This window comes from Actinomyces faecalis (assembly GCF_013184985.2).
Taxonomy (GTDB): Bacteria; Actinomycetota; Actinomycetes; order Actinomycetales; family Actinomycetaceae; genus Actinomyces; species Actinomyces faecalis.
In genome coordinates, this window is sequence record NZ_CP063418.1 from 226,154 (window position 1) to 248,988 (window position 22,835).

23 protein-coding genes, 2 tRNA genes and 1 pseudogene are annotated in these 22,835 nt (G+C 68.2%); 15 read left to right on the forward strand and 11 right to left on the reverse strand.

Features of this window, described 5'->3' with window-relative positions; genetic code table 11:
• Positions 1-13: 13 nt before the first annotated feature.
• Positions 14-1,141, reverse strand: coding sequence for an ABC transporter ATP-binding protein (locus HRL51_RS00835; protein WP_172192791.1), 1,128 nt, complete (start codon positions 1,139-1,141; stop codon positions 14-16).
• Between the two features lie 222 nt (positions 1,142-1,363).
• Here HRL51_RS00835 and HRL51_RS00840 point away from each other — a divergent pair, with 222 nt between their 5' ends.
• The 3 genes from HRL51_RS00840 to HRL51_RS00850 all read left to right on the forward strand — a co-directional run bounded on the left by HRL51_RS00840 (position 1,364) and on the right by HRL51_RS00850 (position 4,350).
• On the forward strand, positions 1,364-3,211 hold the full coding sequence (locus HRL51_RS00840; protein ID WP_172192789.1) for a serine/threonine-protein kinase: 1,848 nt from the start codon (positions 1,364-1,366) through the stop codon (positions 3,209-3,211).
• Positions 3,212-3,344: 133 nt separating this feature from the next.
• The gene (locus HRL51_RS00845; protein ID WP_244960195.1) at positions 3,345-4,172 is read left to right on the forward strand and encodes a DsbA family protein; all 828 of its coding nucleotides are present in this window, start codon (positions 3,345-3,347) and stop codon (positions 4,170-4,172) included.
• Positions 4,173-4,274: 102 nt separating this feature from the next.
• Positions 4,275-4,350: transfer RNA gene (locus tag HRL51_RS00850), tRNA-Thr, on the forward strand.
• A gap of 39 nt (positions 4,351-4,389) precedes the next feature.
• Here HRL51_RS00850 and HRL51_RS00855 read toward each other — a convergent pair.
• The 3 genes and pseudogenes from HRL51_RS00855 to HRL51_RS11965 all read right to left on the reverse strand — a co-directional run.
• Complete coding sequence (locus HRL51_RS00855; RefSeq protein ID WP_172192785.1) at positions 4,390-5,721, reverse strand: tyrosine-type recombinase/integrase; 1,332 nt, start codon at positions 5,719-5,721, stop codon at positions 4,390-4,392.
• A gap of 298 nt (positions 5,722-6,019) precedes the next feature.
• Positions 6,020-6,217 (reverse strand): hypothetical protein, encoded by a 198-nt coding sequence (locus HRL51_RS11625; RefSeq protein ID WP_244960196.1) that lies wholly within the window; start codon positions 6,215-6,217, stop codon positions 6,020-6,022.
• Positions 6,218-6,319: 102 nt separating this feature from the next.
• A pseudogene (locus HRL51_RS11965) lies at positions 6,320-6,610 on the reverse strand (helix-turn-helix domain-containing protein); the annotation flags it as partial.
• On the opposite strand from HRL51_RS11965, the gene HRL51_RS00865 reads away from it, so the two are divergent.
• From HRL51_RS00865 to HRL51_RS00910, 10 genes are all read left to right on the forward strand, one after another.
• Positions 6,609-6,866: a helix-turn-helix domain-containing protein gene (locus tag HRL51_RS00865; protein ID WP_172192781.1), complete on the forward strand. Its 258-nt coding sequence runs from the start codon at positions 6,609-6,611 to the stop codon at positions 6,864-6,866. The pseudogene HRL51_RS11965 and the gene HRL51_RS00865 sit on opposite strands and share 2 nt — an antisense overlap.
• A gap of 169 nt (positions 6,867-7,035) precedes the next feature.
• On the forward strand, positions 7,036-7,548 hold the full coding sequence (locus HRL51_RS00870) for a hypothetical protein (RefSeq protein ID WP_172192779.1): 513 nt from the start codon (positions 7,036-7,038) through the stop codon (positions 7,546-7,548).
• On the forward strand, positions 7,545-7,994 hold the full coding sequence (locus tag HRL51_RS00875; protein ID WP_172192777.1) for a hypothetical protein: 450 nt from the start codon (positions 7,545-7,547) through the stop codon (positions 7,992-7,994). Before HRL51_RS00870 ends, HRL51_RS00875 begins: the two co-directional genes overlap by 4 nt.
• Entirely contained in the window at positions 7,991-8,308 is a 318-nt protein-coding gene (locus HRL51_RS00880; protein WP_172192775.1) for a hypothetical protein, read from the forward strand. Before HRL51_RS00875 ends, HRL51_RS00880 begins: the two co-directional genes overlap by 4 nt.
• A gap of 87 nt (positions 8,309-8,395) precedes the next feature.
• Entirely contained in the window at positions 8,396-8,893 is a 498-nt protein-coding gene (locus tag HRL51_RS00885; RefSeq protein WP_172192773.1) for a hypothetical protein, read from the forward strand.
• Positions 8,890-10,269: an AAA family ATPase gene (locus tag HRL51_RS00890; protein WP_172192771.1), complete on the forward strand. Its 1,380-nt coding sequence runs from the start codon at positions 8,890-8,892 to the stop codon at positions 10,267-10,269. Before HRL51_RS00885 ends, HRL51_RS00890 begins: the two co-directional genes overlap by 4 nt.
• Positions 10,270-10,448: 179 nt before the next feature.
• The gene (locus tag HRL51_RS00895; protein ID WP_172192769.1) at positions 10,449-10,619 is read left to right on the forward strand and encodes a hypothetical protein; all 171 of its coding nucleotides are present in this window, start codon (positions 10,449-10,451) and stop codon (positions 10,617-10,619) included.
• Positions 10,616-11,056: a hypothetical protein gene (locus HRL51_RS00900; protein WP_172192767.1), complete on the forward strand. Its 441-nt coding sequence runs from the start codon at positions 10,616-10,618 to the stop codon at positions 11,054-11,056. Before HRL51_RS00895 ends, HRL51_RS00900 begins: the two co-directional genes overlap by 4 nt.
• Before the next feature lie 116 nt (positions 11,057-11,172).
• Positions 11,173-12,078, forward strand: coding sequence for a phage major capsid protein (locus HRL51_RS00905; RefSeq protein ID WP_280528704.1), 906 nt, complete (start codon positions 11,173-11,175; stop codon positions 12,076-12,078).
• A 521-nt stretch (positions 12,079-12,599) separates the two neighbouring features.
• Positions 12,600-12,668, forward strand: a tRNA-Ser gene (locus HRL51_RS00910).
• Between the two features lie 416 nt (positions 12,669-13,084).
• On the opposite strand, the gene HRL51_RS00915 is transcribed toward HRL51_RS00910, so the two are convergent.
• A complete protein-coding gene (locus HRL51_RS00915; RefSeq protein ID WP_172192765.1) occupies positions 13,085-13,762 on the reverse strand; it encodes a uracil-DNA glycosylase in 678 nt (225 codons plus the stop codon).
• 127 nt (positions 13,763-13,889) lie between these two features.
• Here HRL51_RS00915 and HRL51_RS00920 point away from each other — a divergent pair, with 127 nt between their 5' ends.
• Complete coding sequence (locus HRL51_RS00920) at positions 13,890-14,519, forward strand: LytR C-terminal domain-containing protein (RefSeq protein ID WP_172192763.1); 630 nt, start codon at positions 13,890-13,892, stop codon at positions 14,517-14,519.
• A gap of 334 nt (positions 14,520-14,853) precedes the next feature.
• Positions 14,854-16,473, forward strand: coding sequence for a chaperonin GroEL (gene groL / locus HRL51_RS00925; protein ID WP_172192761.1), 1,620 nt, complete (start codon positions 14,854-14,856; stop codon positions 16,471-16,473).
• A 196-nt stretch (positions 16,474-16,669) separates the two neighbouring features.
• Here the strand turns inward: groL and HRL51_RS00930 are convergent, their stop codons facing one another.
• From HRL51_RS00930 to HRL51_RS00955, 6 genes are all read right to left on the reverse strand, one after another.
• Positions 16,670-16,963, reverse strand: a complete 294-nt coding sequence (locus tag HRL51_RS00930) for a WXG100 family type VII secretion target (RefSeq protein WP_172120520.1) — start codon at positions 16,961-16,963, stop codon at positions 16,670-16,672.
• A gap of 232 nt (positions 16,964-17,195) precedes the next feature.
• Positions 17,196-18,536 carry a hypothetical protein gene (locus HRL51_RS00935; RefSeq protein WP_172192759.1) on the reverse strand — a complete coding sequence of 447 codons (1,341 nt, stop codon included), beginning with the start codon at positions 18,534-18,536 and terminating at the stop codon, positions 17,196-17,198.
• A gap of 125 nt (positions 18,537-18,661) precedes the next feature.
• Complete coding sequence (locus HRL51_RS00940; protein WP_172120518.1) at positions 18,662-20,203, reverse strand: sensor histidine kinase; 1,542 nt, start codon at positions 20,201-20,203, stop codon at positions 18,662-18,664.
• A 121-nt stretch (positions 20,204-20,324) separates the two neighbouring features.
• Positions 20,325-21,071: a response regulator transcription factor gene (locus HRL51_RS00945; protein ID WP_172120517.1), complete on the reverse strand. Its 747-nt coding sequence runs from the start codon at positions 21,069-21,071 to the stop codon at positions 20,325-20,327.
• A gap of 84 nt (positions 21,072-21,155) precedes the next feature.
• Positions 21,156-21,767, reverse strand: coding sequence for an NYN domain-containing protein (locus tag HRL51_RS00950; protein WP_172120516.1), 612 nt, complete (start codon positions 21,765-21,767; stop codon positions 21,156-21,158).
• A 153-nt stretch (positions 21,768-21,920) separates the two neighbouring features.
• Positions 21,921-22,748 carry a PspA/IM30 family protein gene (locus HRL51_RS00955; protein ID WP_172192757.1) on the reverse strand — a complete coding sequence of 276 codons (828 nt, stop codon included), beginning with the start codon at positions 22,746-22,748 and terminating at the stop codon, positions 21,921-21,923.
• Positions 22,749-22,835: the final 87 nt, after the last annotated feature.

Below are 22,835 nucleotides of genomic sequence, written 5' to 3' on the forward strand. Positions count from 1 at the left end.
GGGCCTCAGCCGCTCAGGCGGGCAGGCGCTTTCCGGTGGAAGCGGAGAAGATGTGCTCCTGACCAGGGCGGATGCGCACGTGGATCGTGTCGCCCGGCTGCGGGGCGGTGCGCGGAGGAACGCGGACGATCACCTGGCTGGAGTCCTCACCGGAGCCCAGCTTCTCCTCCGAGCTCTCGGCGCCGACCAGCTCGCCGTAGATGTAGGCGTCCGAGCCCAGCTCCTCGACGAAGGACAGGCGCACCGGGATGGAGTGCTCGTCCGTCTCGGAGACGACGTCGAGGGACTCGGGGCGGAAGCCGATGACGATCTTGCCGCCGTCCTCCGGAGTCATGGCGTCCAGGGTGGTCTTGGAGAGCTTGACCTTGGCCGAGCCGAGAGTGGCGACGTCGCCCTGGACGCTGAAGCGGCCCAGGTTCATGGCCGGGGAGCCGATGAAGCCGGCGACGAACTCGTTGGCCGGGTGCTCGTACATGTCACGCGGGGTGCCAACCTGCTGCAGGACACCGTCCTTGAGGACCGCGATGCGGTCACCCATGGTGAGGGCCTCGGTCTGGTCGTGGGTGACGTAGACCGTGGTGACGCCGAGCGAGCGCTGCAGCGAGGCGATCTGGGTGCGAGTCTGGACACGCAGCTTGGCGTCCAGGTTGGACAGCGGCTCGTCCATGAGGAAGACCTTGGGCTTACGCACGATGGCGCGGCCCATGGCCACACGCTGGCGCTGACCACCGGACAGGGCCTTGGGCTTGCGGTCCAGGTACTCGGTCAGGCCCAGGATCTTGGCGGCCTCCTTGACTCGCTGCTCGATCTCGGCCTTGGGGGTGCCGGCGATCTTGAGCGCGAAGCCCATGTTGTCCGCGACCGACATGTGCGGGTACAGGGCGTAGTTCTGGAAGACCATGGCGATGTCACGGTCCTTCGGCTGGACGTCGGTCACGTCCTTGTCGCCGATGAGGATGCGGCCGGAGTTGACGTCCTCCAGGCCGGCGAGCATGCGCAGGGAGGTCGACTTACCGCAGCCGGAGGGGCCGACCAGGACGAGGAACTCGCCGTCCGCGATCTCGAGGTTGAGCTCGTCCACCGAGGGGCGGTCGTTGCCCGGGTAGATACGAGTGGCGTGGTCAAAGGTGACTGTTGCCATGGTTGCTTCCCTTCACCGGCAGGTACGTGCCGGACGATCCGTTGTGAAAGGTGCCTATGCGTGTCCGCATTGACACGTGCTGGTGGCAGGGTGCCGCCGGCTGGCCCATCGTGTCACAGTTCGGGGGCTGGTGGGTGGTCGCGTCGGCAGAGATCATGCCACAAGGTGTGTTGATTAGGTCACACGTGAGTTCCTGTCAGAGGGCGCCGGTACTGTGGCGGCATGTCGTTACCCCCGCAGGAACCAGCCACCGTGCGCATGGCGAGCGTCTGCGCCGGGGCACAGGTCGGCGGGTACCGGCTGCTGCGGCGCCTGGGGGCGGGCGGTATGGGCGTGGTGTGGGAGGCCCAGGACGCTGACGGCCTGCACGTGGCGATGAAGATCCTTCACCCGCAGGTGGCTGCCGACCCTGTGGCGCGAAAGCGCCTGGACCGGGAGGCCGGGGTCCTGGCGAGGGTGCACGGGCCTCGTGTCTCACGCGTGCTGGACATCGAGTCGGGGGACGAGTCGGCTGACGGCCTGACCTTCGTCGTCACCGAGCTCGTGGACGGGCCGAGCCTGCACGCCGAGGTCGAGCGTGAGGGCCCGTACGAGCTGCCGCGTGACGCCGCGGACCTGGCTGACCTCGCCCACGGCCTGACCGAGGCTCTGCAGACCGTGCACGAGGCCGGTGTGGTCCATCGAGACCTCAAGCCCTCCAACGTCATGCTCGGCCCGGACGGTCCGGTGCTCATCGACTTTGGGATCGCCCAGGTGGCTGACGACACCCGGCTGACCCAGACCGGACAGGTCACGGGTACCCCGGGCTTTATCGCCCCGGAGATGCTCGACGGCGCTCGCCCGGACCTGGAGGTCGACTGGTACGCCTGCGCCGGGGTCCTGCTCTTCGCCGTCACCGGGCGGCCCCCGTTTGGCACAGGGCCGTGGCAGACGGTCTTCCATCGTGTCTACGAGGGGCGCGTCGAGCTAGGGCAGCTGCCAGAGTGCTGGCCGGCGCTAGCGCAAGCCTTCAGGGCAGCGCTGGCGCCCGTGCGGGAGCGGCGCCTGGAGATCGAGGACCTGCTGGCCGTCATCGACGACGTGGCGGAGGGCGGGGACGGGAGCGCGGTCCTCGCTGGCCCGGAGGTCCTGGCTGACGATGCTCACAAGCCCTACGGGATCATGCCGGAGGCTGTGCCGGGGCAGGGTGAGCCGACGACCTGGCTGGAGCCGTCGTCGTCGCCCGAGACCGCCGTGCTGCCGCCGTCCTACGGGATGTCCCCTCGGTCTGCGGGGCCTGAGAGCACGGTACAGCCGCTGTCGGCTGAGCCTGTCCCGGTGCGGGAGCCGCCTTGGCGGCCGCGCACTGCCGTGACAGGGCAGGCCGTGGAGCCGCAGCCTCCTGCAGGCCTGGCTCCTCAGCCTGTGCCTGCCGGGGCGGGCTGGCAGCCAGGACCGGGTGGTGTGCCGGACTGGGCGAGGGAGCCGTCGTCTCACGGCGGCGTCGTGGCCTGTCTCGGGCTGTTCCTGGTTGCGCTGGGAGCCTGGGCGCCGTTGTGGGTGTGTGTCCTGCTGGTGGTGCTGACTGTCGTGGCCGGGACCGTCGGACGTGCTGGTGAGGCGCTGCGCTGGAGGCGGCTGCAGCGGGGGCAGGTGGTACGCGGGGATGTCGCACGGATGTGGGCGCTGAGTCCCTTCTACCTCCTGCGCTCGGTGCTGGTCACCACCGTCTCGCTAGCGGTGGCGGTGGTGGTGCTGTACGCAGCAGCTTATCTCCTGGGGCTGCTGCCGGGGGCGGTCTCGCCGTCGGGCTACGTGCTGGGCGCCCGCCTTGGCCAGACGCAGCAGGAGGGGGTCTCGGGTCTGGTGCAGGTCGCCGTCGTCGCCCTGGGCCTGTGGTGGCTGCCTGGGGCGAGGCTGGCAAGGCGTGGGGCCGGGATGACGGTCGAGGCCCTGGCCAGGCCGCTGGCGGTGCGGGTCGTGCTCGCTCTGCTTCTCGTGGCGGCGACGGCGGCGCTGCTCGCCTCGCTGGTCTCGGGCACCCTGGCCACGGTGCCGGGAACGTCGCTCCTGGCGCTCATCGCTGGATGAGTGGGCGCCGCTGGGGTGGAATGGGTCTCAGCCGTGGTGATGACTGGCGAGCGTGATGTGTCTGCGCCTATCGTGACCACGCAGAGTGAGTGATGATTCACTCGTCACTGTCACCGATGCTGAGGAGACCCGCGTGGCGAGCAACAGCCCCCGTCCGACCAAGGCTGAGCGGCGCTCGGCCGCTCGCGCCCAGGCCCAGGCTCTGCGTGAGGAGCAGGAGCGCAAGGAGCGGCGCGCCAAGATCACCCGTCGCTCCCTGCTGGGAGTCGGGGCGCTGGCTGTGGTGGGTATCGGCGCGGGCCTGGCCTACTCCGCCCGTGATGACGGCTCCCAGGGGGCTGCTGCGGTCGCTACGGACAAGGCGGACAAGAAGGGTGTGCCCTCCGTCGTCATGTCTGACGGGTCGTGGACCTACGGCAAGGGCATGGTCGCTGGCACCGCCAACGAGGGCGCCACGGTGCTTGACGTCTACTTCGACTACTCCTGCCACTTCTGCGCCACCTTCGAGACCCTGCACGCTGACGAGATCGCTGACCTCGTCAACGCGGGCACGGTCACCCTCGTGCTGCACCCCTGCAAGATCCTGGGGATGGACTGGACGGACATGGTGATGAACGCCCAGGGCCTGGTCCTGGATGAGGACCCCGAGCACGCCCTGGAGTTCCACAACACTGCCTCCGCCCTGTTCACCAAGATCTACAGCGCGCAGGACACCTCCATGATGACCGTGGACAACCTCGTCGCCGCTGCGGACGAGGCCGGGGTCAAGGAGGAGGTCAGCGCGAAGTTCGCGGACGCCATCAAGGCCAACACCTACAGCGCGTGGACCGAGCTGGGTAACGAGACCTTCCAGGACAAGGGGCTCACCGGTACGCCGACGATCCAGCTCGACGGTGAGAGCGTGGACCTGGGATCGATCGGCACGTCCACGGGCCTGACTGACCTCATCAAGAAGGGCTGACACTCCTCACGCCCGCCACGCCTGTGGGGACTGACCGGTCTGGCGCGGGTACCTGCGGCGGGTTGGTCAACATCGCCGTCGGCCAGGTAGGCTGACGCGCGCGCCGTCTTAGCTCAGTTGGTAGAGCAGCTGTCTTGTAAACAGCAGGTCATCGGTTCGAGCCCGATAGACGGCTCCACACTTTCCCCCGGAATCTCAACGGTTCCGGGGGATCGTCTTATCTGGCCTCAGTGGCCTTTGAACACATTTTGAGCACATTTCTTTTCGTCGCCGCGGCTCCCAGACGGTCCAGGGCCCCGGCCACGGCGTCCAGGTCGTCGGGGAAAAGGTCCGCGTAAGTGTCCAGCGTCATAGCCGCTGAGGCGTGGCCCAACATGTTCTGCACCGCCTTCACATTGGCACCCGCGCTGATGGCCAGGGACGCCGCCGTGTGCCTCAGGTCGTGGACGGTGGGCCTCTTAAAGTCCCGGTCCCCCGCCCACAGGGGCGCGTCAGCTAGCGGGTCGCCGTCCCGGGCTCCAAGGAGGTTCCAGACGGCGGGCGTGGCCACCGGGTCACCCTCGCTCAGCGTCCGGCCCGTCAGGGCCTCTACGGCCTTCACGGTGGCCTTGTCGACAACCTCTGTCACTGGGACGCCTAGACGCTCTTGGAGGGCCCTCACGGCCCCTCCTACGGTCTCCCAGGCAGGCGTGAGCGCGTGGTCCTGGAGGTAGCTGCCTCTCAGCCTGCCTCCACGGGCCCCAACGAACAAAGGTTCGTCGCCGGGGCGACCGTTCGCCCGCTCCTCGATGATGTCAGCGAGGAAGAGAGGGTAGGCGACGGCTCTCCTGCCCTTACTGGTCTTAGGTTCGCCCTCGATGAGGGTTCCGCCTACGTCTGAGACGGTACGGACCACTCTTAGGCGGTGGGTGGTGGTGTCTGCGTCCTCCACGTTGAGGCCGGACATCTCTCCGATGCGTAGCCCGGTCCATCCGAGGGTCAGGATGTGGTCACTCCACGGGGTGCACGCGGCGGCTAGGCGTGCGAGCTGGGAGGGGTCCAGGTAGACGCGGGGCCGCTGCTTCATCTTGGGCAGGCTGGTGCCGGTGGCCGGGTTGGAGACGATCATGTGGTCACGCACGGCGGTGGCGAGGACCTTCGACAGGGCCCCGTGGGCCTGTCTGACGGTGGAGGCGGACAGGCCGCGCTCTGACAGCGCGCTCACCCACTCCTGGACGGCGGCGGGCTTGACCTGTGAGACCTGGACGCTGCCCCACCTGGGTAGGACGTAGGTGCGTGCCACGGAGTCGTCTTGGTGGAAGGTCTTGGGGCGTACGACGGCCTTGCGTGCTGTGAGCCAGTTGGTGGTGAGGTCTGCGACGGTGGTTCTTCCGGCTGCTACGGGGGTGAAGGCTCCGCGTCTCTTGGCGGCCTCCATCTCCTCGCCCCACACGGTGGCGTCGTGCTTGCGTCTGAAGCCGCGCTTCATGGTCTGGCGGCCTTCGGGGGTGCGGTAGCGGACCATGTACCGCTTCTCGCCCTTGCTGGTGGTGTAGGCGACGATGTTCACGGGGCTATGGGTCCGTCCTCGAAGGTGGCAAAGGTGGCACGGTTATAGAGGGCTGCCACCTTCTGCCACCTTCGGGTTCCAGGGCAGCGCCAACCGCTGTTCGCGAAGGTGCCGAAGGTGCCAAAGGTGCCAGGACTATAGAGAGGCGACACCTTCTGCCACCTTCAGGGTTGGAAGTGGTCCCGGTCACTACCTGCGAAGGTCCCGAAGGTCCCGAAGGTCCCGTGGGTTTAGAGAGGGAGGACCTTCCGGGACCTTCGAGAGAGAAATCGACCGCCGTCATAGGTGGCGTCATAGGTCATTCGTCCTCGTCGTCCCTGACCTGTGTCTCCTCACCGACCTGGTCCCACTGGTGTGTGGCTTCCCACTCGGGGCGGTGGCTGACCTGGCGGGCTGCTGCTAGGCCGACGGGTGGTGGGGGCGGCGGGGTGGTTGGGAAGCGGCCGGTGACGACCACGCCGTCATTGTTGACTCGGGGCACTGCAACGAGCCCCAAAGCGAGCGCCTCCCATGGCAGGCGCTCACGTTCTTCGACGGCCGATACAGCATCGGCCATTACTCGGTCCGGTCGAGTCTGAGCACACAGGGCAATAGCCCCCAGTTCGTCAATCGTCATCGGGCGCTGACCTAGCAACAACTGCGATAGGCGGCTACGGGAGATTCCAGACCTGTCGCTAACCGCAATCTGCGTCAGGCCTTGTGACGCAAGTCTCTCGGCCAGTATGCGGGCACACTCGCGCCCAACTTCACCAATGATGAGCGGTCCGCTTGGCATAAGCCAATCTTCACATGAATCTGCGTATGCGGATAGCCGCACTTGCGGATCCTCATATGGGGATGTAACTTCAAGGTGTCCGCATTTGCGGAACGACCGAGAGGAACCGACCATGCACTCACCGTCCCCCACCCACCCCACCGTGAGCGTGATGCTCACCCCCGACGAGGCCGCGAAGCACCTTGGCGTCAAGGTCAGCACGCTCTCCTCGTGGCGCTACACCGGCGTAGGCCCCGCCTACTACCGGGTAGGCAACGGGCGCGGCTCAAACGTCCGCTACTACCTCGACGACCTCGACGACTGGCTCCGGGCCCGCCGCGTGGAGCCGGAGGCGGTGACCGAGAGTGCCGCCGCTGTCCGTACCGCCTGACGACGGCACCGCCGCCGCCCTGCTCGTCCTGGCCTTCTTCGTCCTCCCACTCTCCATTGAGCGGCTCCGTGGGCTAGTGGCCAGGCAAAAGCGAACCGCCGGAACGAAGCAGGTTCCGGCGGCTCAAACCCCCACCAACACGAACAAGTACTGAAGGAGTGCTTCAACAATGATCGACAACCAGACCGCCAACGTCAACCCCGACGACCTTGACGACCTCGAAGAGGAAGAGATCTTCGACGAGCTCGCCAAGGGCAACCGCCCGCTCGTGACCTGGCAGCGGCCCGGTGACGGCACCGTAGACCACATCGACGTCTTCGCCTCCCCGCTGAGCCTTGAGGAGGTCCGATCCGTCGTCCGCACCCTGACGTGGCTCGCGGAGGAGCTGGCCGGTGAGCTGAGGGAGTGCGAGCCGTGGTGCACGCGTACCCACGCCACCGGTGCCCCGTGCTCCCGTGTCTACGGCTACGCATGCACCGAGCAGGACCCGGAGGCCCGTATCGCCCGGGAGGCCTTCGACGACGGCGTGCTGCACCTGGTAGGCCCCACCTATCAGCAGGTGGAAGCGCTCCAAGGCGATGAGCTGCGAGCCGCCGCCAGGGCATTCATGCGGGCCGCCTACGACCTTGACAGCTACGCCCGGACCCTTGAGGACGAGCAGCGGGCGGGTGAGGCGGCGTGAGCCTGATCTACTGCCTCCCGGTCCCCGACGGCGAGGTCAGCCCGCGTCATCTGGCGGCCCTGACCACCTCAGGGATCACGACAGCGGTTCGCACGGCGGGCGTGTCCCCCTTCGAGAACGCGCTGAGGCCGGGCGAGTACCTGTTCGACCTGGCCACCGCCCACGTCCGGGGCGGGAAGGTCATCCGGGCTGCTGTACCGAAGGACCTGTCCCTGAGGGAGATGGCTCGCGTAGCCACGGGCCTTCTGCAGCTCGACACCTACCCCGATGTGGTCGGGCCGCTCATTGAGAGGTCCGAGGCGTGCAGCCGTCACGACGGCTGCACGCTAGTGACTATCGGGGTCCCGGCGGGGGACCTGCTGGCCTCCGAGGCCGAGCGCCTGTGCGCTGAGGCCGACCACGGCTGCGTCATGGCCACCACTGCCAGCACGGAGGTGACGGCATGACGACGGCGGCACTGACCCCCGCTCAGCGCGACGCCCTGGCAGAACGCACCCTGCATTCAATGCCGCACCCGCCGTGGTGCGACGGGGAGAGGGTGTGCTGGGTTGACGTTGAACCAGACGGGCAGGTGCTGACCTACCACCGCCGCCGTTTCCCCGCTGTCACTGTTGAAGAGCGCTTCGACGGGAGCGTGGCTGCCTGCCCGGACTACATGGACGAGATGACCAGCGTCGCCGACATGCTGGCCTGTGCGTGGGACTTCGTGAGGGCCGCGGCCCTGACGTGGTGGCTGAGCCGTGGCCCGGCCCGGCACTGACCGTCAGGTCGGCGCCCTCCCCCGGCCCCTTGGGCTGCGCGCCCCAGGGGCCGGGGCCCCACCCCTCACGGCTGGGGGTGAGCGGGCGTGGGAGAGCAGCGGTTCGCTGACCTGAACCTCCGCGACCTCGCCGACACCGCCGAGAAGCACCTGCGTCAGGCCCTGGCCCGTACGGAGGCCGTCATGGCGTCCCAGCTGCGTCAGGCCCTGGCCCACAGTGCCAGCGGGCCCCTACCGGAGTGGATGGGGCGGGTCGACACCCTGACCCCGGAAGGGATGAAGGCGGTCACCGACACCGTGGCCATGGGGGAGCGCACCGGGTACCTGGCTGGCTGGCAGGCCGGGGCGTCCCAGGCCGGGGCCCTGCAACGACACCTGGGACGGGCCGAGGGGCAGGCGATGGCCCTACGGGCCCTGGCCGACGGCAGCACCCGCTACCTGACCGCCCACGCCCGAGCGCTCGGTGCCGACCTGGCGCGGGGCCGGGAGGCGGTACCTGACTACCCGGCCCTGTGCGAGCTGCGCGGCGAGGCCGAGCGCGCCGCCCGAGCACGAAGGACCCTGCAAGAAAGGAGGATCGCGTGAGCGACCAACAAGACCAGGACGACGTACGCCGCATCGTCCTGACCCCCGCGTCCCGGATCACCCCCAGGAAGGTCCGGTGGGCGTGGAAGTGGGAGGGTGACGGGCGCATCCCGTCCGGGTCCCTGGCCCTGGCCGCCGGACGTGAGGGGACCGGCAAGTCCTCGTTCGGCATGTGGCTGGCCGCTCAGGTCACCGCCGGGACCCTGCCCGGCACCTACGAGGGCGAGCCCAGGAACGTGCTGTACGTGGCCGTTGAGGACTCCTGGGAGTACACGCTGGTTCCCCGCCTCATGGCCGCCGGCGCGGACCTGGACAAGGTGTTCCGGGTACAGGCCACCGGCGTGCTCGACGAGGAGGTGGCCCTGACCCTGCCTCTGGACAACGCCAAGCTTGAGCAGGCCATCACGGACACGAGCGCGGCGATGGTCGTGTACGACCCGCTGATGAGCCTGCTCGGGGAGAGGCTGTCAGCATCCAGGTCCCGTGAGGTCCGCCTGATGCTTGACCCGCTGGTCCGTATCGCACAGGCGACCGACTGCATCATGCTGGGTATCGCCCACCACAACAAGGGCAGCCACTCAGACCCCATCATGGCGGTCTCGGAGTCCAAGGCGTGGACGGACGTGCCTCGCAGCGTGTTCGCCTTCGCCCGGGACGAGGAGAACCAGTGCCGGGTTATGTCCCAGACGAAGAACAGCCTTGGCCGCGACCCCTCCTCCCTGCCCTCCCTCCGCTACCAGATCGAGCCCGCCGCCGTGCAGCTGTCCGACGGGACCGGGGACGTCGGCCGCTTCGTGGTCACAGGCGTGTCTGACAAGAGCGTGGCGGACCTGACCCGCGAACAGGCCCTCGGAGACGACGCGGAGGACCGTAACGCGGCACAGGCCTTCGTCTTCGACTACCTGGCCCGCAACGGGGGCGAGGCTGAGGCCGGGGACGTGATCAAGGCCGGACGGGCCGCGGGCTTCAACGAGCAGACCATCAAGGACGCGCGCCGTCGGATGACCTCACCCAAGGTTGACAGCCGCAAGGCATCCATGGGGTCTGCCTGGGTATGGGCCTTCCGGGAGGAGACCTCAGCCTCCGAGGAAGGTGGCACGAAGGTGGCGAAGGTGGCAAAGGTGGCAGAACTTAAGGACGTTGCCACCTTGGTGCCACCTTCGGACCCGGAACCCGAAGGTGGCAGAAGGTGGCAGCCCTCTATAACCGTGCCACCTTTGCCACCTTTGCCACCTTCGCCACCTTCGGGGCGACCCGTTCAGGGAGGGTTCATGCCCTTCGACGCCACCGGCTCGCAGGACGTCTACTGCCCTCACGGTGGCCCTGTCGGCATGTGGTGCACTGAGTGCCCGGGGGGTGTGGCCACAGCAGCATGAGAACCGTCCCCAACAGCGCGGGTGTGCCCTGCGTCCCAGACCCGACAGACTCCCGGGACCTCACCCGGCTGGTGACCCTCACCGGGGCGTGGTGCACCGTCTGCCACCTGCCCCGGACCCCCTACCCCGGAAGCCCGGGCTACCACCCCACCTGCCAACCACACACCTAGGAGGACCTGATGGCACACAGGCACGGCGCGGGACGCACCCGCAAGGCCAGGCAGTCCACCCGCTACCCGATGACAGGCCCCGGCTACCTGCACCACCACCGGGACCTGGCCGGCCCTGACCTGGCCCGCTACCGGCGGGACCTCAGCACCTACCAAGACAAGATCAAGGAGGAAGCATGACCACCACCGACACACTCACCCCCGAACCCCTCCCAGACGAACCGCAAGACCTCGACGCCACAGACACGCAGCCAGAGCCGTCAGAGCGCGCTAGAGGCAACGCCGAAGCAGCTAAATACCGGGTACGCGCACGCGAAGCAGAAACCGCCCTAGAAGAGCTCCAAGGCCGCTACGGGGCGCTACTACGATCCAACGTTGAGGCAGCCCTCCCCAACTGGATGCCTAAGGCCGTCTTCAGCAAGTTCGAAACCGACCCCACCCGCTTTCTGTCCGAAGACGGGGAAGTCAACACCGCCGCCGTACGCGACAGGGCAACCAGCCTCGCCAAGGAGATCGGACTACCCGCACACCCCCCACTCAAGCCCGACCCGGCACAGTCACCCACCCCCGCAGGTATTGACACACCATCCTGGCTTGACGTTCTACGCAGACGGTAGAATGACAGTCAGGAACCCCACCCACGGCCCGGAGTCGTGAAGGGGAGAATCCAGCAGCCCCAGCAGGGGCAGCATGGGACGGCCAGAGGCCACCACGCACAGCACATGCTCACGTGGTGGCCTCTATCTGTACCAACGGCCACCACCCTCACAGGAAGACAACCACGATGGCCGAAACCATGACCACCAACGGACAGCCCTTCGCCTGGATGCCACAGAGCATCGAAGAGCTAGTCGTCCAGCCCGTCACCCGCGAGTCCGTCGCCCTGACCGCCGCCGGAAGCACCCGGCTACAACAGGACTGCGACGGCTTCCGCGTCCCAGTCGTCACCAAGGACCCCGTAGCCGCATGGGTCAAGGAGGGCGAAGAAATCCCCCTGTCCGGCTCCAAGGTCGCCGAGGTCGCAGACCGCTTCCACAAGGTCGCAGGCCTGAGCGTCCTTAGCCGCGAGCTCATCCTCGACTCCTCCCCCGACATCGCCAAGCATGTAGGCGAGGGCCTAGCCCGCGACATTGCCCGCAATGTTGATGCCGCCTTCTTCGGCAAGCGTCAGGACGGCGACACCACCGCCCCAATCGGCATCGCTGAGGTCCCCGGGATCGGCACCGTCTCAGCAGGAGGAGAGTGGACGAACACAGACGTGTTCATCACCGCCGCCTTCCAGGCACAGCTAGAAGGAGCCACCCTGTCCTCCTTCGTCGCCAACCCCGCTGACGCAATGACCCTGGCACAGATCAAGGAGCAGGCAGGTTCCCAGCGCCTCCTCCTCAACCCCACTCCCACCGCCGTCGCACCGCTGACCCTGGCAGGTGTCCCTCTGTACGTCTCACCCACCGTCGAGGAGGGAACCATCTGGGGGCTGCCCCAAAACCGGATCAAGATCGGCGTACGCGAGGATGTCGAACTCACTCGCGACGAGTCCGCGTTCTTCACCTCAGATCGCATCGCCATCCGCGCCACCATGCGCGTAGCGTTCCTCTACCCGCACCCCGCCGCGATCCAGAAGATCACCAAGGCCTGATATGCAGCTCACTGCATAAACCCCCGGGAGAAACCCCTCCCCAAGGCCTCCTGATCGCTCCGCGTTTAGGCGCTCCGATCCTGTACGGGTTTTCAGGTCGACTTGAGCCCCGGTCCTGCATATTCATACCCGGGTTTCCAGGGTACGCACCGCGAGGATGAGACAAGAAAAGCGGGACTAGACCACCGCGTTCATAGCAGCCCGAAGGCTGCGGCCCGTTATCTCAGGGCTGGCGACGGATTCATCCCGCTCACCATCAGCCTACCGCGAGCAAAGAGAAGCGCCCCGGATGACAACCATCATCCAGGGCGCTTCCCTGCTCCGAAAAGGCACCCATGCCGGAACGCACCCCCACCCTAGACACCCCCACCGACACAAACCAGAGGCCCGTGAAATCCCTTGACGTGTCAGCGCTTAACCAGAGACTCCGTGAACACATTTTGAGCACAATCTCTCTCAGAACACCCGCATTCTGACATGCTCACAGGACGCCGATTCGGCGGATTCTCAACGATTCTGGCGCCATTGCAACGGCCTATATCTGTCTTGTAAACAGCAGGTCATCGGTTCGAGCCCGATAGACGGCTCCACACTTTCCCCCGGAATCTCAACGATCCCGGGGGATCGTGCTATCTGGCCCTGGTCGTCTTTGGGCATGTTGTGGGCGTGGTCCTGGACGGGGTGCGTAACTCCGTCGTCGACGTTCCTTGCGGTACCGGTGGCGGCGTGCCTTCCAGGTGTGGTGGCGTGCGTCCCTGGGATCGCGGCGTGCGTTTCTGTGGTGAGGGCGTGCCCCTGTTCTGAAGGCGTACCTGGCGACGTCTGTGCGCACGCCGCCATGACGCAGGCGCGCCCCGGTGCGGCTGATACACGCCGCGACGAGACGAATACACGCCGCGACGAGACGAATACACGCCGCGACAAGACGAATACACGCCGCGACCAGGCGAACACACGCCGCGACGAGACGAATACACGCCGCGACGAGACGGGGGGGGGGCGCTCGTTAGGGCAGCCGCCAGTCCACAGGTGTGGTGCCCTGCTGCACGAGCAGCTCGTTGGCGCGGCTGAAGGGGCGCGAGCCGAAGAAGCCTCGTGAGGCGCTCAGCGGTGAGGGGTGCGGTGAGGCGACGATCGGCGTCGTCCCCAGCATCGGGGTCAGGGACTGGGCCGGCCGGCCCCACAGGATCGCTACCAAAGGGGTCTGCCGCGCCACCAGCGCCTCGATCGCGCGCTGAGTGACAGCCTCCCAGCCCCAGCCACGGTGAGACGCCGGAGAGCCTGGACGGACGGTGAGCACGCGGTTGAGCAGCATGACGCCCTGCCGCGACCAGGGCGTGAGGTCGCCGGAGGTCGGACGGGCCACGCCCAGGTCGCTGACCATCTCGGTGAAGATGTTCTCCAGGCTGCGGGGCGGGCGGACCCCGGGCTGGACCGAGAAGCTGAGGCCCATCGGGTGCCCGGGGGTGGGATAGGGGTCCTGGCCGACGATGAGGACCTTGACGTCCTGCATGGGGTAGGTGAAAGCACGCAGGACGTCGGTGCCGGCGGGCAGGTACCCGCGGCCGGCAGCCACCTCCTGGCGTAGACGGTTGCCGATCTCGTGAATCGTCTGCTCCACGGGTGCCAGGGCCTGGGCCCAGGACGGATCGACCAGCTCGGACAGGGGGCGTGCGTGACTCACGGCATGAGCCTAGAGCGTGTGCGGGCGTCTGTGTCGCGAGCCGGCGCGGCTGGTCCCGCTGGCGGTACCGCTGCGTGGGCCCGGGGTGTCTGTCTCGGAAAAGTGCTGCAGCGACTATTCTCACGACGTGTCTCCTTACGAGTATCCCGAGGACGAGTTCGACGCCCGCAACGACGAGGCGCACGAGCCGGTCGGTGTCCACCGCGCCCCGGTGCCGGCCTGGCGAGGCTGGGTGTCCCTGCTTGCCGTGATCGTCATCGTCCCCCTGCTGGCCTGGGCCGCCGTCACCCTGCTGGGCAGGATGGGCTACACCGCGCCCTCGGCGCAGGAGTCCGCCTCCAGCGCGGCTAAGGAGCTGACGGGCGAGGAGACGGCTGAGACCACGGAACCCGCAGAGGCTGCTGAGGTGGAGGAGCCGGCCGCGGCGGAGCCGGAGCAGGCTGAGGCTCAGACCCCTGAGCAGAGCGCGGACCTGACCACGGGCGTGACCATTCACAACGGCAGCTCCGTCAATGGCCTGGCGGGCCGCACCGGCGACCGCCTGACCAACGTCGGCTACACGGACGTCCACGTCCAGCAGGGCGTGTACCGCCAGTCCGCACCGGAGACGACGACGATCTACTACGCCTCGGCTGACAACGAGGCCACGGCCCGTGCGATCGGTGAGGCCCTGGGGATCGCCAACGTGGTCGAGTCCGCTGAGGTCGCTCAGTCCAACCCCGTCGTCATCGTCCTGCGCTCCGACTTCACCGAGTAGGTAGGGAGCCCGGCGAGCCGCCTCGTGCCGGCCCTGATGGGATCGGTACGAGGCGGCTCACGTGCTGTACGACGACGGCGCAGCGGCCTGGGCGTTTCGCCTCCAGCCGATGCTGCGCCCGCCTCTTGCACTCGAGGGGTGAGAGTGCCAGAGTTGTGGTTAGCACTCGGGGCCGCCGAGTGACAGACCGGTCTCCGGTCGTCATCGTGGCAGCCTCCAGTGAGCACACCAGGTCGAGAGGTGAGGGCCGGGAAGGCGCGTGACAAGAACGCGCTGCCTCGACCCGTCCGTCGCGGGCACCGGTCGGCCGTCCAACCCAAGTGGAGGAACCCACATGGCCAAGATCATTGCTTTTGACGAGGAGGCCCGCCGCGGCATGGAGCGGGGTCTGAACACCCTCGCTGACACCGTCAAGGTCACCCTCGGCCCCAAGGGCCGCAACGTCGTGCTCGACAAGAAGTGGGGCGCCCCGAGCATCACCAACGACGGTGTCACCATCGCCAAGGAGATCGAGCTCGAGGACCCCTACGAGAAGATCGGTGCCGAGCTCGTCAAGGAGGTCGCCAAGAAGACCGACGACGTCGCCGGTGACGGTACGACCACCGCGACCGTGCTCGCCCAGGCCCTGGTCCGTGAGGGCCTGCGCAACGTGGCTGCCGGCGCCAACCCGATCGCCGTGCGTCGCGGTATCGACAAGGCCGTGGCCACGGTCGTCGAGCGCCTGCTGGCCGATGCCAAGGAGGTCGAGACCCAGGACGAGATCGCGGCCACCGCGTCCATCTCCGCTGCCGACGAGCAGATCGGTGCCCTCATCGCCGAGGCCCTGGAGAAGGTCGGCCACGACGGTGTCATCACCGTCGAGGAGTCCAACACCTTCGGCCTGGAGCTTGAGGTCACCGAGGGCATGCGCTTCGACAAGGGCTTCATCTCCCCCTACTTCGTCACCGACGCGGACCGTCAGGAGGCCGTCCTGGAGGACGCCTACGTCCTGCTGGTCGAGTCCAAGATCTCCAACGTCAAGGACCTGCTGCCGCTGCTGGAGAAGGTCATGCAGTCCGGCAAGCCCCTGGCGATCATCGCTGAGGACGTCGAGGCCGAGGCCCTGGCCACCCTCGTGGTCAACCGCATCCGCGGCACCTTCAAGTCCGTGGCCGTCAAGGCTCCCGGCTTCGGTGACCGTCGCAAGGCGATGCTGCAGGACATGGCCATCCTCACCGGCGGCACCGTCATCTCCGAGACCGTGGGTCTGAAGCTGGAGAACGCCACGCTGGAGGACCTGGGCCAGGCCCGCAAGGTCGTCGTCACCAAGGACGAGACCACGATCGTCGAGGGTGCCGGGGACAAGGACGCCATCGAGGCTCGTGTCCAGCAGATCCGCAACGAGATCGAGAACTCCGACTCCGAGTACGACAAGGAGAAGCTCTCCGAGCGCCTGGCCAAGCTGGCTGGCGGCGTCGCCGTCCTGAAGTCCGGTGCGGCCACCGAGGTGGAGCTCAAGGAGCGCAAGCACCGCATCGAGGACGCCGTGCGTAACGCCAAGGCCGCCGTCGAGGAGGGCATCGTCGCCGGTGGTGGCGTCGCCCTCATCCAGGCTGCTGAGGCCCTGAGCGCCCTCGAGCTCGAGGGTGACGAGGCCACGGGTGCCTCGATCGTCAAGGTCGCTGTGGAGGCTCCGCTCAAGCAGATCGCCATCAACGCCGGTCTTGAGGGCGGCGTCGTCGTCGACCGCGTGCGCAACCTGCCCACCGGTGAGGGCCTGAACGCCGCCACCGGCGAGTACGTCAACCTCCTGTCCGCCGGTATCGCCGACCCGGTCAAGGTCACCCGTTCTGCTCTCCAGAACGCCGCGTCCATTGCGGGCCTGTTCCTGACCACCGAGGCCGTCGTGGCTGACAAGCCGGAGCCCCCGGCCCCGGCCCCGGCTGGCGGAGACGACATGGGCGGCATGTACTGATCCGCTGACCCGCTGCGGTGCTGACCAGACCTGATCAGCACTGACACGACACGGACGGGCCGCTCTCCCACCAGGGAGGGCGGCCCGTCCTGGTGCTGGCGGAGGCCTTCCGGAACCGGACGTCCTGACACCACCTCCTGCCTGGTGAGACCTCCGCTGCCCGGGCCCGGCGGCGCTGCGGTGGCTCGGTGCAGCCTCACTGGGCACCGAAGCGACTGACGTTGGTGGACTCGGCCTCGTCGTAGGCCAGCGCGGAGGCGTCCAGCGCCTGGCTGATCGCGTCCAGGCTGGTCTGGACCTGTACCTGTGTCAGGTGCCAGTCCGCGGCGCAGGAGGCCATGGAGGCGGAGGCACCGCCGGTCCAGGAGGCCTGGAGAGTAGCGATGTCGCCGTTCATCGCGTCCACCTCCGCCTGGATCGTGGCGACTCGGGCACGGGCGCGCGCTGCGGTGTCTGCTACGGCCTGGGTGTCAACGGAGAAGAGGGGCATGAGGGGCCTTTCGCACGGGGCGTCGCTGGTCGGCGCCGGTGCGTCCAGGCTAGGGAGGCAGCGCTGCGCAGCGCCGGGCCCCTGTGGACGGTCGCTCGCGCCCCTGCCGCGGTGCAGACCTGTGGAGCCCGGGCGAGCTGTCAGGCCCCGCAGCTGTCGCTCTCGCCCGCTGTCTTCCTCGCGCCCCTGCCTCGTACGCCTCCGCGCTGCAACGGGTCCGCGGGGGAGGGTCCTAACCCAGCCGCGAGGCTCCGCCGTCGGCAGTCTCCTCGGTGACGGGGTGGAACTCCCCTGTGCGCGCCTCACGCAGGGTCTTGGCCTCCTCGACCTTGGCGCGCAGCTTCTCCGCCAGCCGCACACGCGCGGCCTCAGCCATCGACTGACGGTCGACCACGGGCACGCCACCGGCGGGCGTGAGCGAGGCTGCGTCGCCGGCTGCCGGAGCTGTGCGCGGAGTGCTCATGAGGCGATCGATGTCCGCGACGCAGGACTCCATGGAGGTCGTGTGGGACAGGCCCTCGTGACCAGGGACCGCAGGTGTGGACGCGACGGCTGGCGCAGCGGCGCCGGCCGCACGGGGAACCCCGACCGCGGGCGTCGCGGGGGACGGCACCACCGGCGCTCCGCGTGGGGCGGTGACCGGACGCGTCGGCGTGACCGGCTCGGACGGCGGTGCCGGGACGCTGGAGGCCATCGCCACCAGCGGCGCGGAGGGCAGAGGCTCAGCTGGGCCGGCTGGGACCGAGGTAGCCTCATCATCCTGAGCGGCCCAGGCGGCTGCGACCTGCTCGCCCTCGGTGGCTGCCTGCTCGACACGGGCAGCGAGATGGGCCAGGGCGGCATCGGCGGCCGTGCAGGTGGCCTCGCCCTGCTCCTCCTTGGCGGCGAGCTTTGCCAGGCCGTCCTCAAGAAGCTGCTTCTCAGCCTCCAGGTTCTGGCGTGCGGCCAGCTCCCAGCGTGCACCGAGGGGCGAGGAGAAGAGAGTCTCGCGGGACAGCAGCTTGGAGACGATGGTCAGGCGCGCACTCAGGTAGTGCTTGGCCGGGATGTGGGCGTACTCCTCGCGCACCAGCTCGCGGTAGCGCTTGTACTGCTGCGGCCCGACTGCCAGTGCCCCGAGGTCGGCGTCGTTGAGGGCCAGGGCGTCGATGTCCTCGCGTGCCAGGTTGTGACGCTTGAGGTTGAGGATGAGTGCGCAGATGCGGTCAGTGACCTTGTCCGGGACCCCCAGGGCGTGCAGGTCCTCAGCAGCGTATGCGGCCGAGGCGACCTCGTCCTCCCCGCCGTTGCGCCTGTAGGTCTCCTCGGTGGCCGAGGAGAACACACAGCCGTGGTACCACACCGCCAGGCGCATGACGTCAGGGTTGTGGGACTCGTCAGCCAGCTCGTCCACGCGCGCCAGCATGTCGATGGCGTGCTTGAGGTTGTGGAAACGCCGGTCCGGGCTCAGCCACATGCCCACCAGGCGCTCGCCGACCTCCTGGATCTGCTCGGCACCCGCCGTCGCGCCGACCGCCTTGACAGAGCGGACGTACGCCGGCAGCAGCCACTGAGGTGCGTCCAAGACGCCCATGCACAGCCTCCGAGGTCGGGAGAGGAAACGCTGGCCATCGTATGCTCGTGCCGCACGGAAGTCGAAGGGAACGCCTGTTCGTCCCGCCACCTTTCGGGCTGACGGGTGGCGGCTGGAGGGGCTGGTTAGCGCAGGACGGGCCCTTGGTCAGGGGCCGCAGGGATCTCAATGCGTACCGTGGCGCCGCCGCCGGGGGTCTGCAGCATCTGGACCGTGCCGCCGTGACGGGCGACGATCGCCGAGACGATCGCCAGGCCCAGGCCGGAGCCGCCGGTCTCTCGGTTGCGTGAGGTGTCCGCCCGGTAGAAGCGCTGGAAGACCTTCTGCGCCTCGTTCTGGGGTACGCCGGGCCCGTGGTCGCGTACCTCGACCACGGTGGTGAGCGGAGTGGGGGCCGGTGCCCCGGCAGCCCGGTCCTGGCCGGCAGGGTCGGGGACGACCACTGGACCTGCCACCACGCCGACGGCGATCTCCACTGGTGAGCCGGCAGGAGTGTGGCGGGCGACGTTGCCCAGCAGGTTGGTGACCACCTGGCTGAGCCGGTCGCGGTCCCCGGTGACGACGACGGGGCCTGGCTCGGCGTCGTCGTCGACGAGGGAGATCAGCGCGCACTCGCGGTCCGGGGCCAGGACGGACATGTCCGACAGCGCCCCGCGGCTGACCTCAGTGAGGTCCACCCTCTCCATGTTCATCTTGCGGCCCTCGTCCATACGCGCGAGCTGGAGGAGGTCGTCCACCAGCCGGCCCATGCGTGAGGCCTCGGTCTCGATGCGTCCCATGACCTCGCTCTGGCGCTCGGCGGGGACTCCCCCCATGCGGTAGAGCTCGCCGTAGCCGCGGATCGCGGCCAGCGGCGTGCGCAGCTCGTGGGAGGCGTCGGAGACGAAGCGGGTCATGCGTTCCTGGGCCACGACCTGGACGGAGAAGGCCTGCTCGTTCTGCTGGAGCATCGTGTTCAGCGCCCGCTGGAGGGAGCCGACCTCGGTGGTGGCGGGCTCGCTGACGGGCACGCGCGCGGACAGGTCGCCCTTGGCGATCCGTCCGGCCACCGCCTCGATCTGGCGCAGCGAGCGGAAGGAACGGGTCACGAGGTAGGCCGCTGCCAAGGTGCCCAGGAGGATGACGGCGACGTCGGCCATGGACACGATCAGGCGCGTGCGGGCCACGGTATCCATCATGCCGCTCAAGGGCAGGGCGATCGCGACGACGCCGCGGTACTCCTGGGTCTCGGCGTCCTTGATCGGCAGGGCGATCACGCGCCACTGACGGCCCGGGATGTCGGAGTCGACTGTGAACAGGTCCGGGGAGTCCTTCTGGGAGATCGCCTCCTCGAGCGAGAGCCAGCCGATCTGGGGAGTGCCGTACTCAGCAGCGGTGTCTGCCGAGATCATGGCCCCGTCCTGGCCGTCGATGTACTGGGCCTCGACGTAGTAGGTCGAGAGCATGAGCGAGGAGCTGCCGGTACGGATCTGTGTCAGCGCCTGCGAGCCGATGGCGCGCGAGGTCACGCTCAGCTGGTCGTCGACCTGCCCGAGCAGGTGGGTGTGCAGCAGCGAGGTCACCGCCAGCGAGGCGATGAGCAGGCCCAGGGTGAGCAGGGCGGTGGTGATGAGGACCAGCCGCTTGCTCAGCGGCAGGCTGTGCCAGCCTCGCCGCGCGGAGGTCATCGGGTGCCACCGCCCCTTCTTGACAGGGCGGTGCTGCTTGCCTTGCGGCGGGCTTGAGGCGTGTGCCGTCGCCGCCTCGTAGATCCTCAGGCCGGGCCGTCTGGTCCCGCGCGGCCGCACGCTACTCGCCCTTGGGCTCACGAAGCATGTAGCCCACGCCGCGACGGGTCTGGATCAGGGGCGCCACGGCCTGGCCGTCAGCAGTCTCGATCTGGTCGATCTTGCGGCGTAGGTAGGAGATGTAGGACTCCACGATGGCGGCGTCGCCGTTCCAGTCGTACTCCCAGACGTGGTCGAGGATCTGGGCTTTGGAGACCACGCGGCCGGCGTTGAGCATGAGGTAGCGCAGCAGCTTGAACTCGGTGGGGGACAGGTCCACCTCGACACCGCTGCGGTGGACCTCGTGGGCGTCCTCGTCCAGGACCAGGTCCGCCACGCGCACGATGCCGTCGTCCTCGGCCTGGTTGGCGTGGGTACGGCGCAGGATGGCGCGGATGCGGGCGACGACCTCCTCCAGGCCGAAGGGCTTGGTGACGTAGTCGTCCCCACCCACGGTCAGGCCCTGGACCTTGTCGGACATGTCGTCGCGCGCGGTCAGGAAGAGGATCGGGGTGGTGACGTCGCGCTCGCGCAGGCGCCGGGCGACGGTGAAGCCGTCCATGTCCGGGAGCATGACGTCCAGGACCATCAGGTCCGGCTCCTCCTGGTCGATCGCACGCAGCGCCCCGTTGCCGTCGGCCGCCGTGGTGACCTCGAAGCCTGCGAAGCGCAGGGAGGAGGCGAGCAGGTCGCGGATGTTGGGCTCGTCGTCGACGACGAGAAGACGAGCCTCGTGCCGTTGCTGTGCGGAGTCCTGAGAGCGGGCCATACCGACACTGTGCTCCCGAAGGCTGAATGTTGCCTGAACGGAGAGTAGGTGGCCGGTACGAGGTGCCCGGCTGGGACGGTTGGCCTAGATGAAGGCGGTCGGGTCGAACTCGTCCAGGGAGATGATCCGCACGCGGGGCAGCGCGATGGTGAAGGCCCGCACGTCCGACTCCAGGTCGTGGACCACCAGGCCGCGCGACTCCAGGCCCGCGAGCTGGGTGTTGAGGAACTCCCGGAAGCACAGGACCCCGACGCTCGCGCCGGCCTCCAGCAGGCGCTCGATCTGCGGGATGTAGTCGCCGTCGTGCGAGCCGAGCAGGACCTGGGCGCGCTGACCGGACTCGACGCGGTCAGCCAGCGCGTCCAGGGTGCGCTGGATACCGATGTCGACGACCTTCTCCTCCGGGCTCCCCGAGCCGGCCAGGGGGATGGGCCGGTAGTCCATGGCCAGCAGGGCCTGGACGAAGCTCATCGGCATGTGCCCGGAGGTGGCGTTGAGGAAGAACAGGGCGTGGGTGTCCTCGCCCTCACCGCCGGCCTGCTGGTCGGACAGGGTGTCGCAGAAGGACAGGACGCGGTCCCAGCGCGGGCGCTCCTCGGGCTCAGGGCGCCGCCCCAGGACACTCATGCCTAAGGTGGCGTCAATGTTCTCCCCGTCGACGAGCAGGTAGGTGGGCGTGGCTGAGGTGGCGGTCATAGGGCCATCGTATCGGCGGCCGCTCGCGCGGCGCACCTCATGGCCGGAGCAGGCGCGTACGAGGCTGCAGGCTCCGGTCGATGACGACGGCGTAGCCGCACCACGGTGGTCGTGGTGCGGCTGCGCTCGTGGTCGGGAGGCGTCAGTGAGGCCTCAGTAGGAGGAGGCCTCCTCCTCGGCGTCCTGCGTCTTGAGAGCGGCGAAGGCCGCGTCCACCTCGCCGTCAGTGATCTGGGCGGGGGCCTGGGCCGCAGGCAGGGAGCTGTTGCCGCCGGCCTTGAGTGCCGCCAGGCGGGCCTCAGCCTCTGTCATGGCGGTGGCGGACTCCAGCTCAGCGAACTGGGCCTCCAGCGAGGTACCTGCCAGCTCGGCCTGGCCCTCGGCCTGGGCCTCGATGCGACGGACCTGGTCCTCGTAGCGGGCCAGCTCGCTGGTGGGGTCCATGACGTTGATCGAGCGGATCGCGCCCTGGACCTTGACCTGGGCCTGTGCCGACTTCTGACGTGCGACCAGCGCGTCCCGGCGAGACTTAAGGTCCTCCAGACGGGCCTCCATCTGTGTGAGACCCGTCTTGAGCTGCTCAACGACCTGACGCTGGGACTCGATCATCGGCTCAGCCGACGTGGCCTCGTTCTCCGCCGAGATCTGCTTGGTGATAGCGATCTTGGCCAGGGAGTCCCACTTGTCCGCTCCAGCGGCGTCGCCAGCGGTACGCAGCTGGTCAGCCTTGGTGGAGGCGGCCAGGGCCTTGTTGCCCCAGTCCCTGGCCTCAGCAAGGTCAGCGTCATGGTCCTTCTCCGCCAGACGCAGGTTCCCGATGGTCTGGGCCACGGCCTCGCGGGCCTCGGCGATAGAGGAGGTGTAATCGCGCACGAGCTGGTCGAGCATCTTCTCGGGGTCCTCGGCACGGTCGAGCAGAGCGTTGACGTTGGCGCGGGTCAGCTGGGCGATGCGGCCCAGGATCGACTGCTTCTCAGCCATGGGTTGTCCCTTTCGTGGATCGTGTCAGTGGTGCGCGGTGGTGGAGAGGTTCTCGCGGTGCGACACTGGTCGCCGCCTGCTGGTTCG

What these genes read in the sequence shown, in the direction of transcription:
- HRL51_RS00835 (WP_172192791.1), bottom strand. Translation starts at nt 1,141, where the DNA reads ATGGCAACAGTCACCTTTGACCACGCCACTCGTATCTACCCGGGCAAC.
- HRL51_RS00840 (WP_172192789.1), top strand. Translation starts at nt 1,364, where the DNA reads ATGTCGTTACCCCCGCAGGAACCAGCCACCGTGCGCATGGCGAGCGTC.
- HRL51_RS00865 (WP_172192781.1), top strand. Translation starts at nt 6,609, where the DNA reads ATGCACTCACCGTCCCCCACCCACCCCACCGTGAGCGTGATGCTCACC.
- HRL51_RS00870 (WP_172192779.1), top strand. Translation starts at nt 7,036, where the DNA reads ATGATCGACAACCAGACCGCCAACGTCAACCCCGACGACCTTGACGAC.
- HRL51_RS00880 (WP_172192775.1), top strand. Translation starts at nt 7,991, where the DNA reads ATGACGACGGCGGCACTGACCCCCGCTCAGCGCGACGCCCTGGCAGAA.
- HRL51_RS00895 (WP_172192769.1), top strand. Translation starts at nt 10,449, where the DNA reads ATGGCACACAGGCACGGCGCGGGACGCACCCGCAAGGCCAGGCAGTCC.
- HRL51_RS00900 (WP_172192767.1), top strand. Translation starts at nt 10,616, where the DNA reads ATGACCACCACCGACACACTCACCCCCGAACCCCTCCCAGACGAACCG.
- groL (WP_172192761.1), top strand. Translation starts at nt 14,854, where the DNA reads ATGGCCAAGATCATTGCTTTTGACGAGGAGGCCCGCCGCGGCATGGAG.
- HRL51_RS00930 (WP_172120520.1), bottom strand. Translation starts at nt 16,963, where the DNA reads ATGCCCCTCTTCTCCGTTGACACCCAGGCCGTAGCAGACACCGCAGCG.
- HRL51_RS00935 (WP_172192759.1), bottom strand. Translation starts at nt 18,536, where the DNA reads ATGGGCGTCTTGGACGCACCTCAGTGGCTGCTGCCGGCGTACGTCCGC.
- HRL51_RS00940 (WP_172120518.1), bottom strand. Translation starts at nt 20,203, where the DNA reads ATGACCTCCGCGCGGCGAGGCTGGCACAGCCTGCCGCTGAGCAAGCGG.
- HRL51_RS00945 (WP_172120517.1), bottom strand. Translation starts at nt 21,071, where the DNA reads ATGGCCCGCTCTCAGGACTCCGCACAGCAACGGCACGAGGCTCGTCTT.
- HRL51_RS00950 (WP_172120516.1), bottom strand. Translation starts at nt 21,767, where the DNA reads ATGACCGCCACCTCAGCCACGCCCACCTACCTGCTCGTCGACGGGGAG.
- HRL51_RS00955 (WP_172192757.1), bottom strand. Translation starts at nt 22,748, where the DNA reads ATGGCTGAGAAGCAGTCGATCCTGGGCCGCATCGCCCAGCTGACCCGC.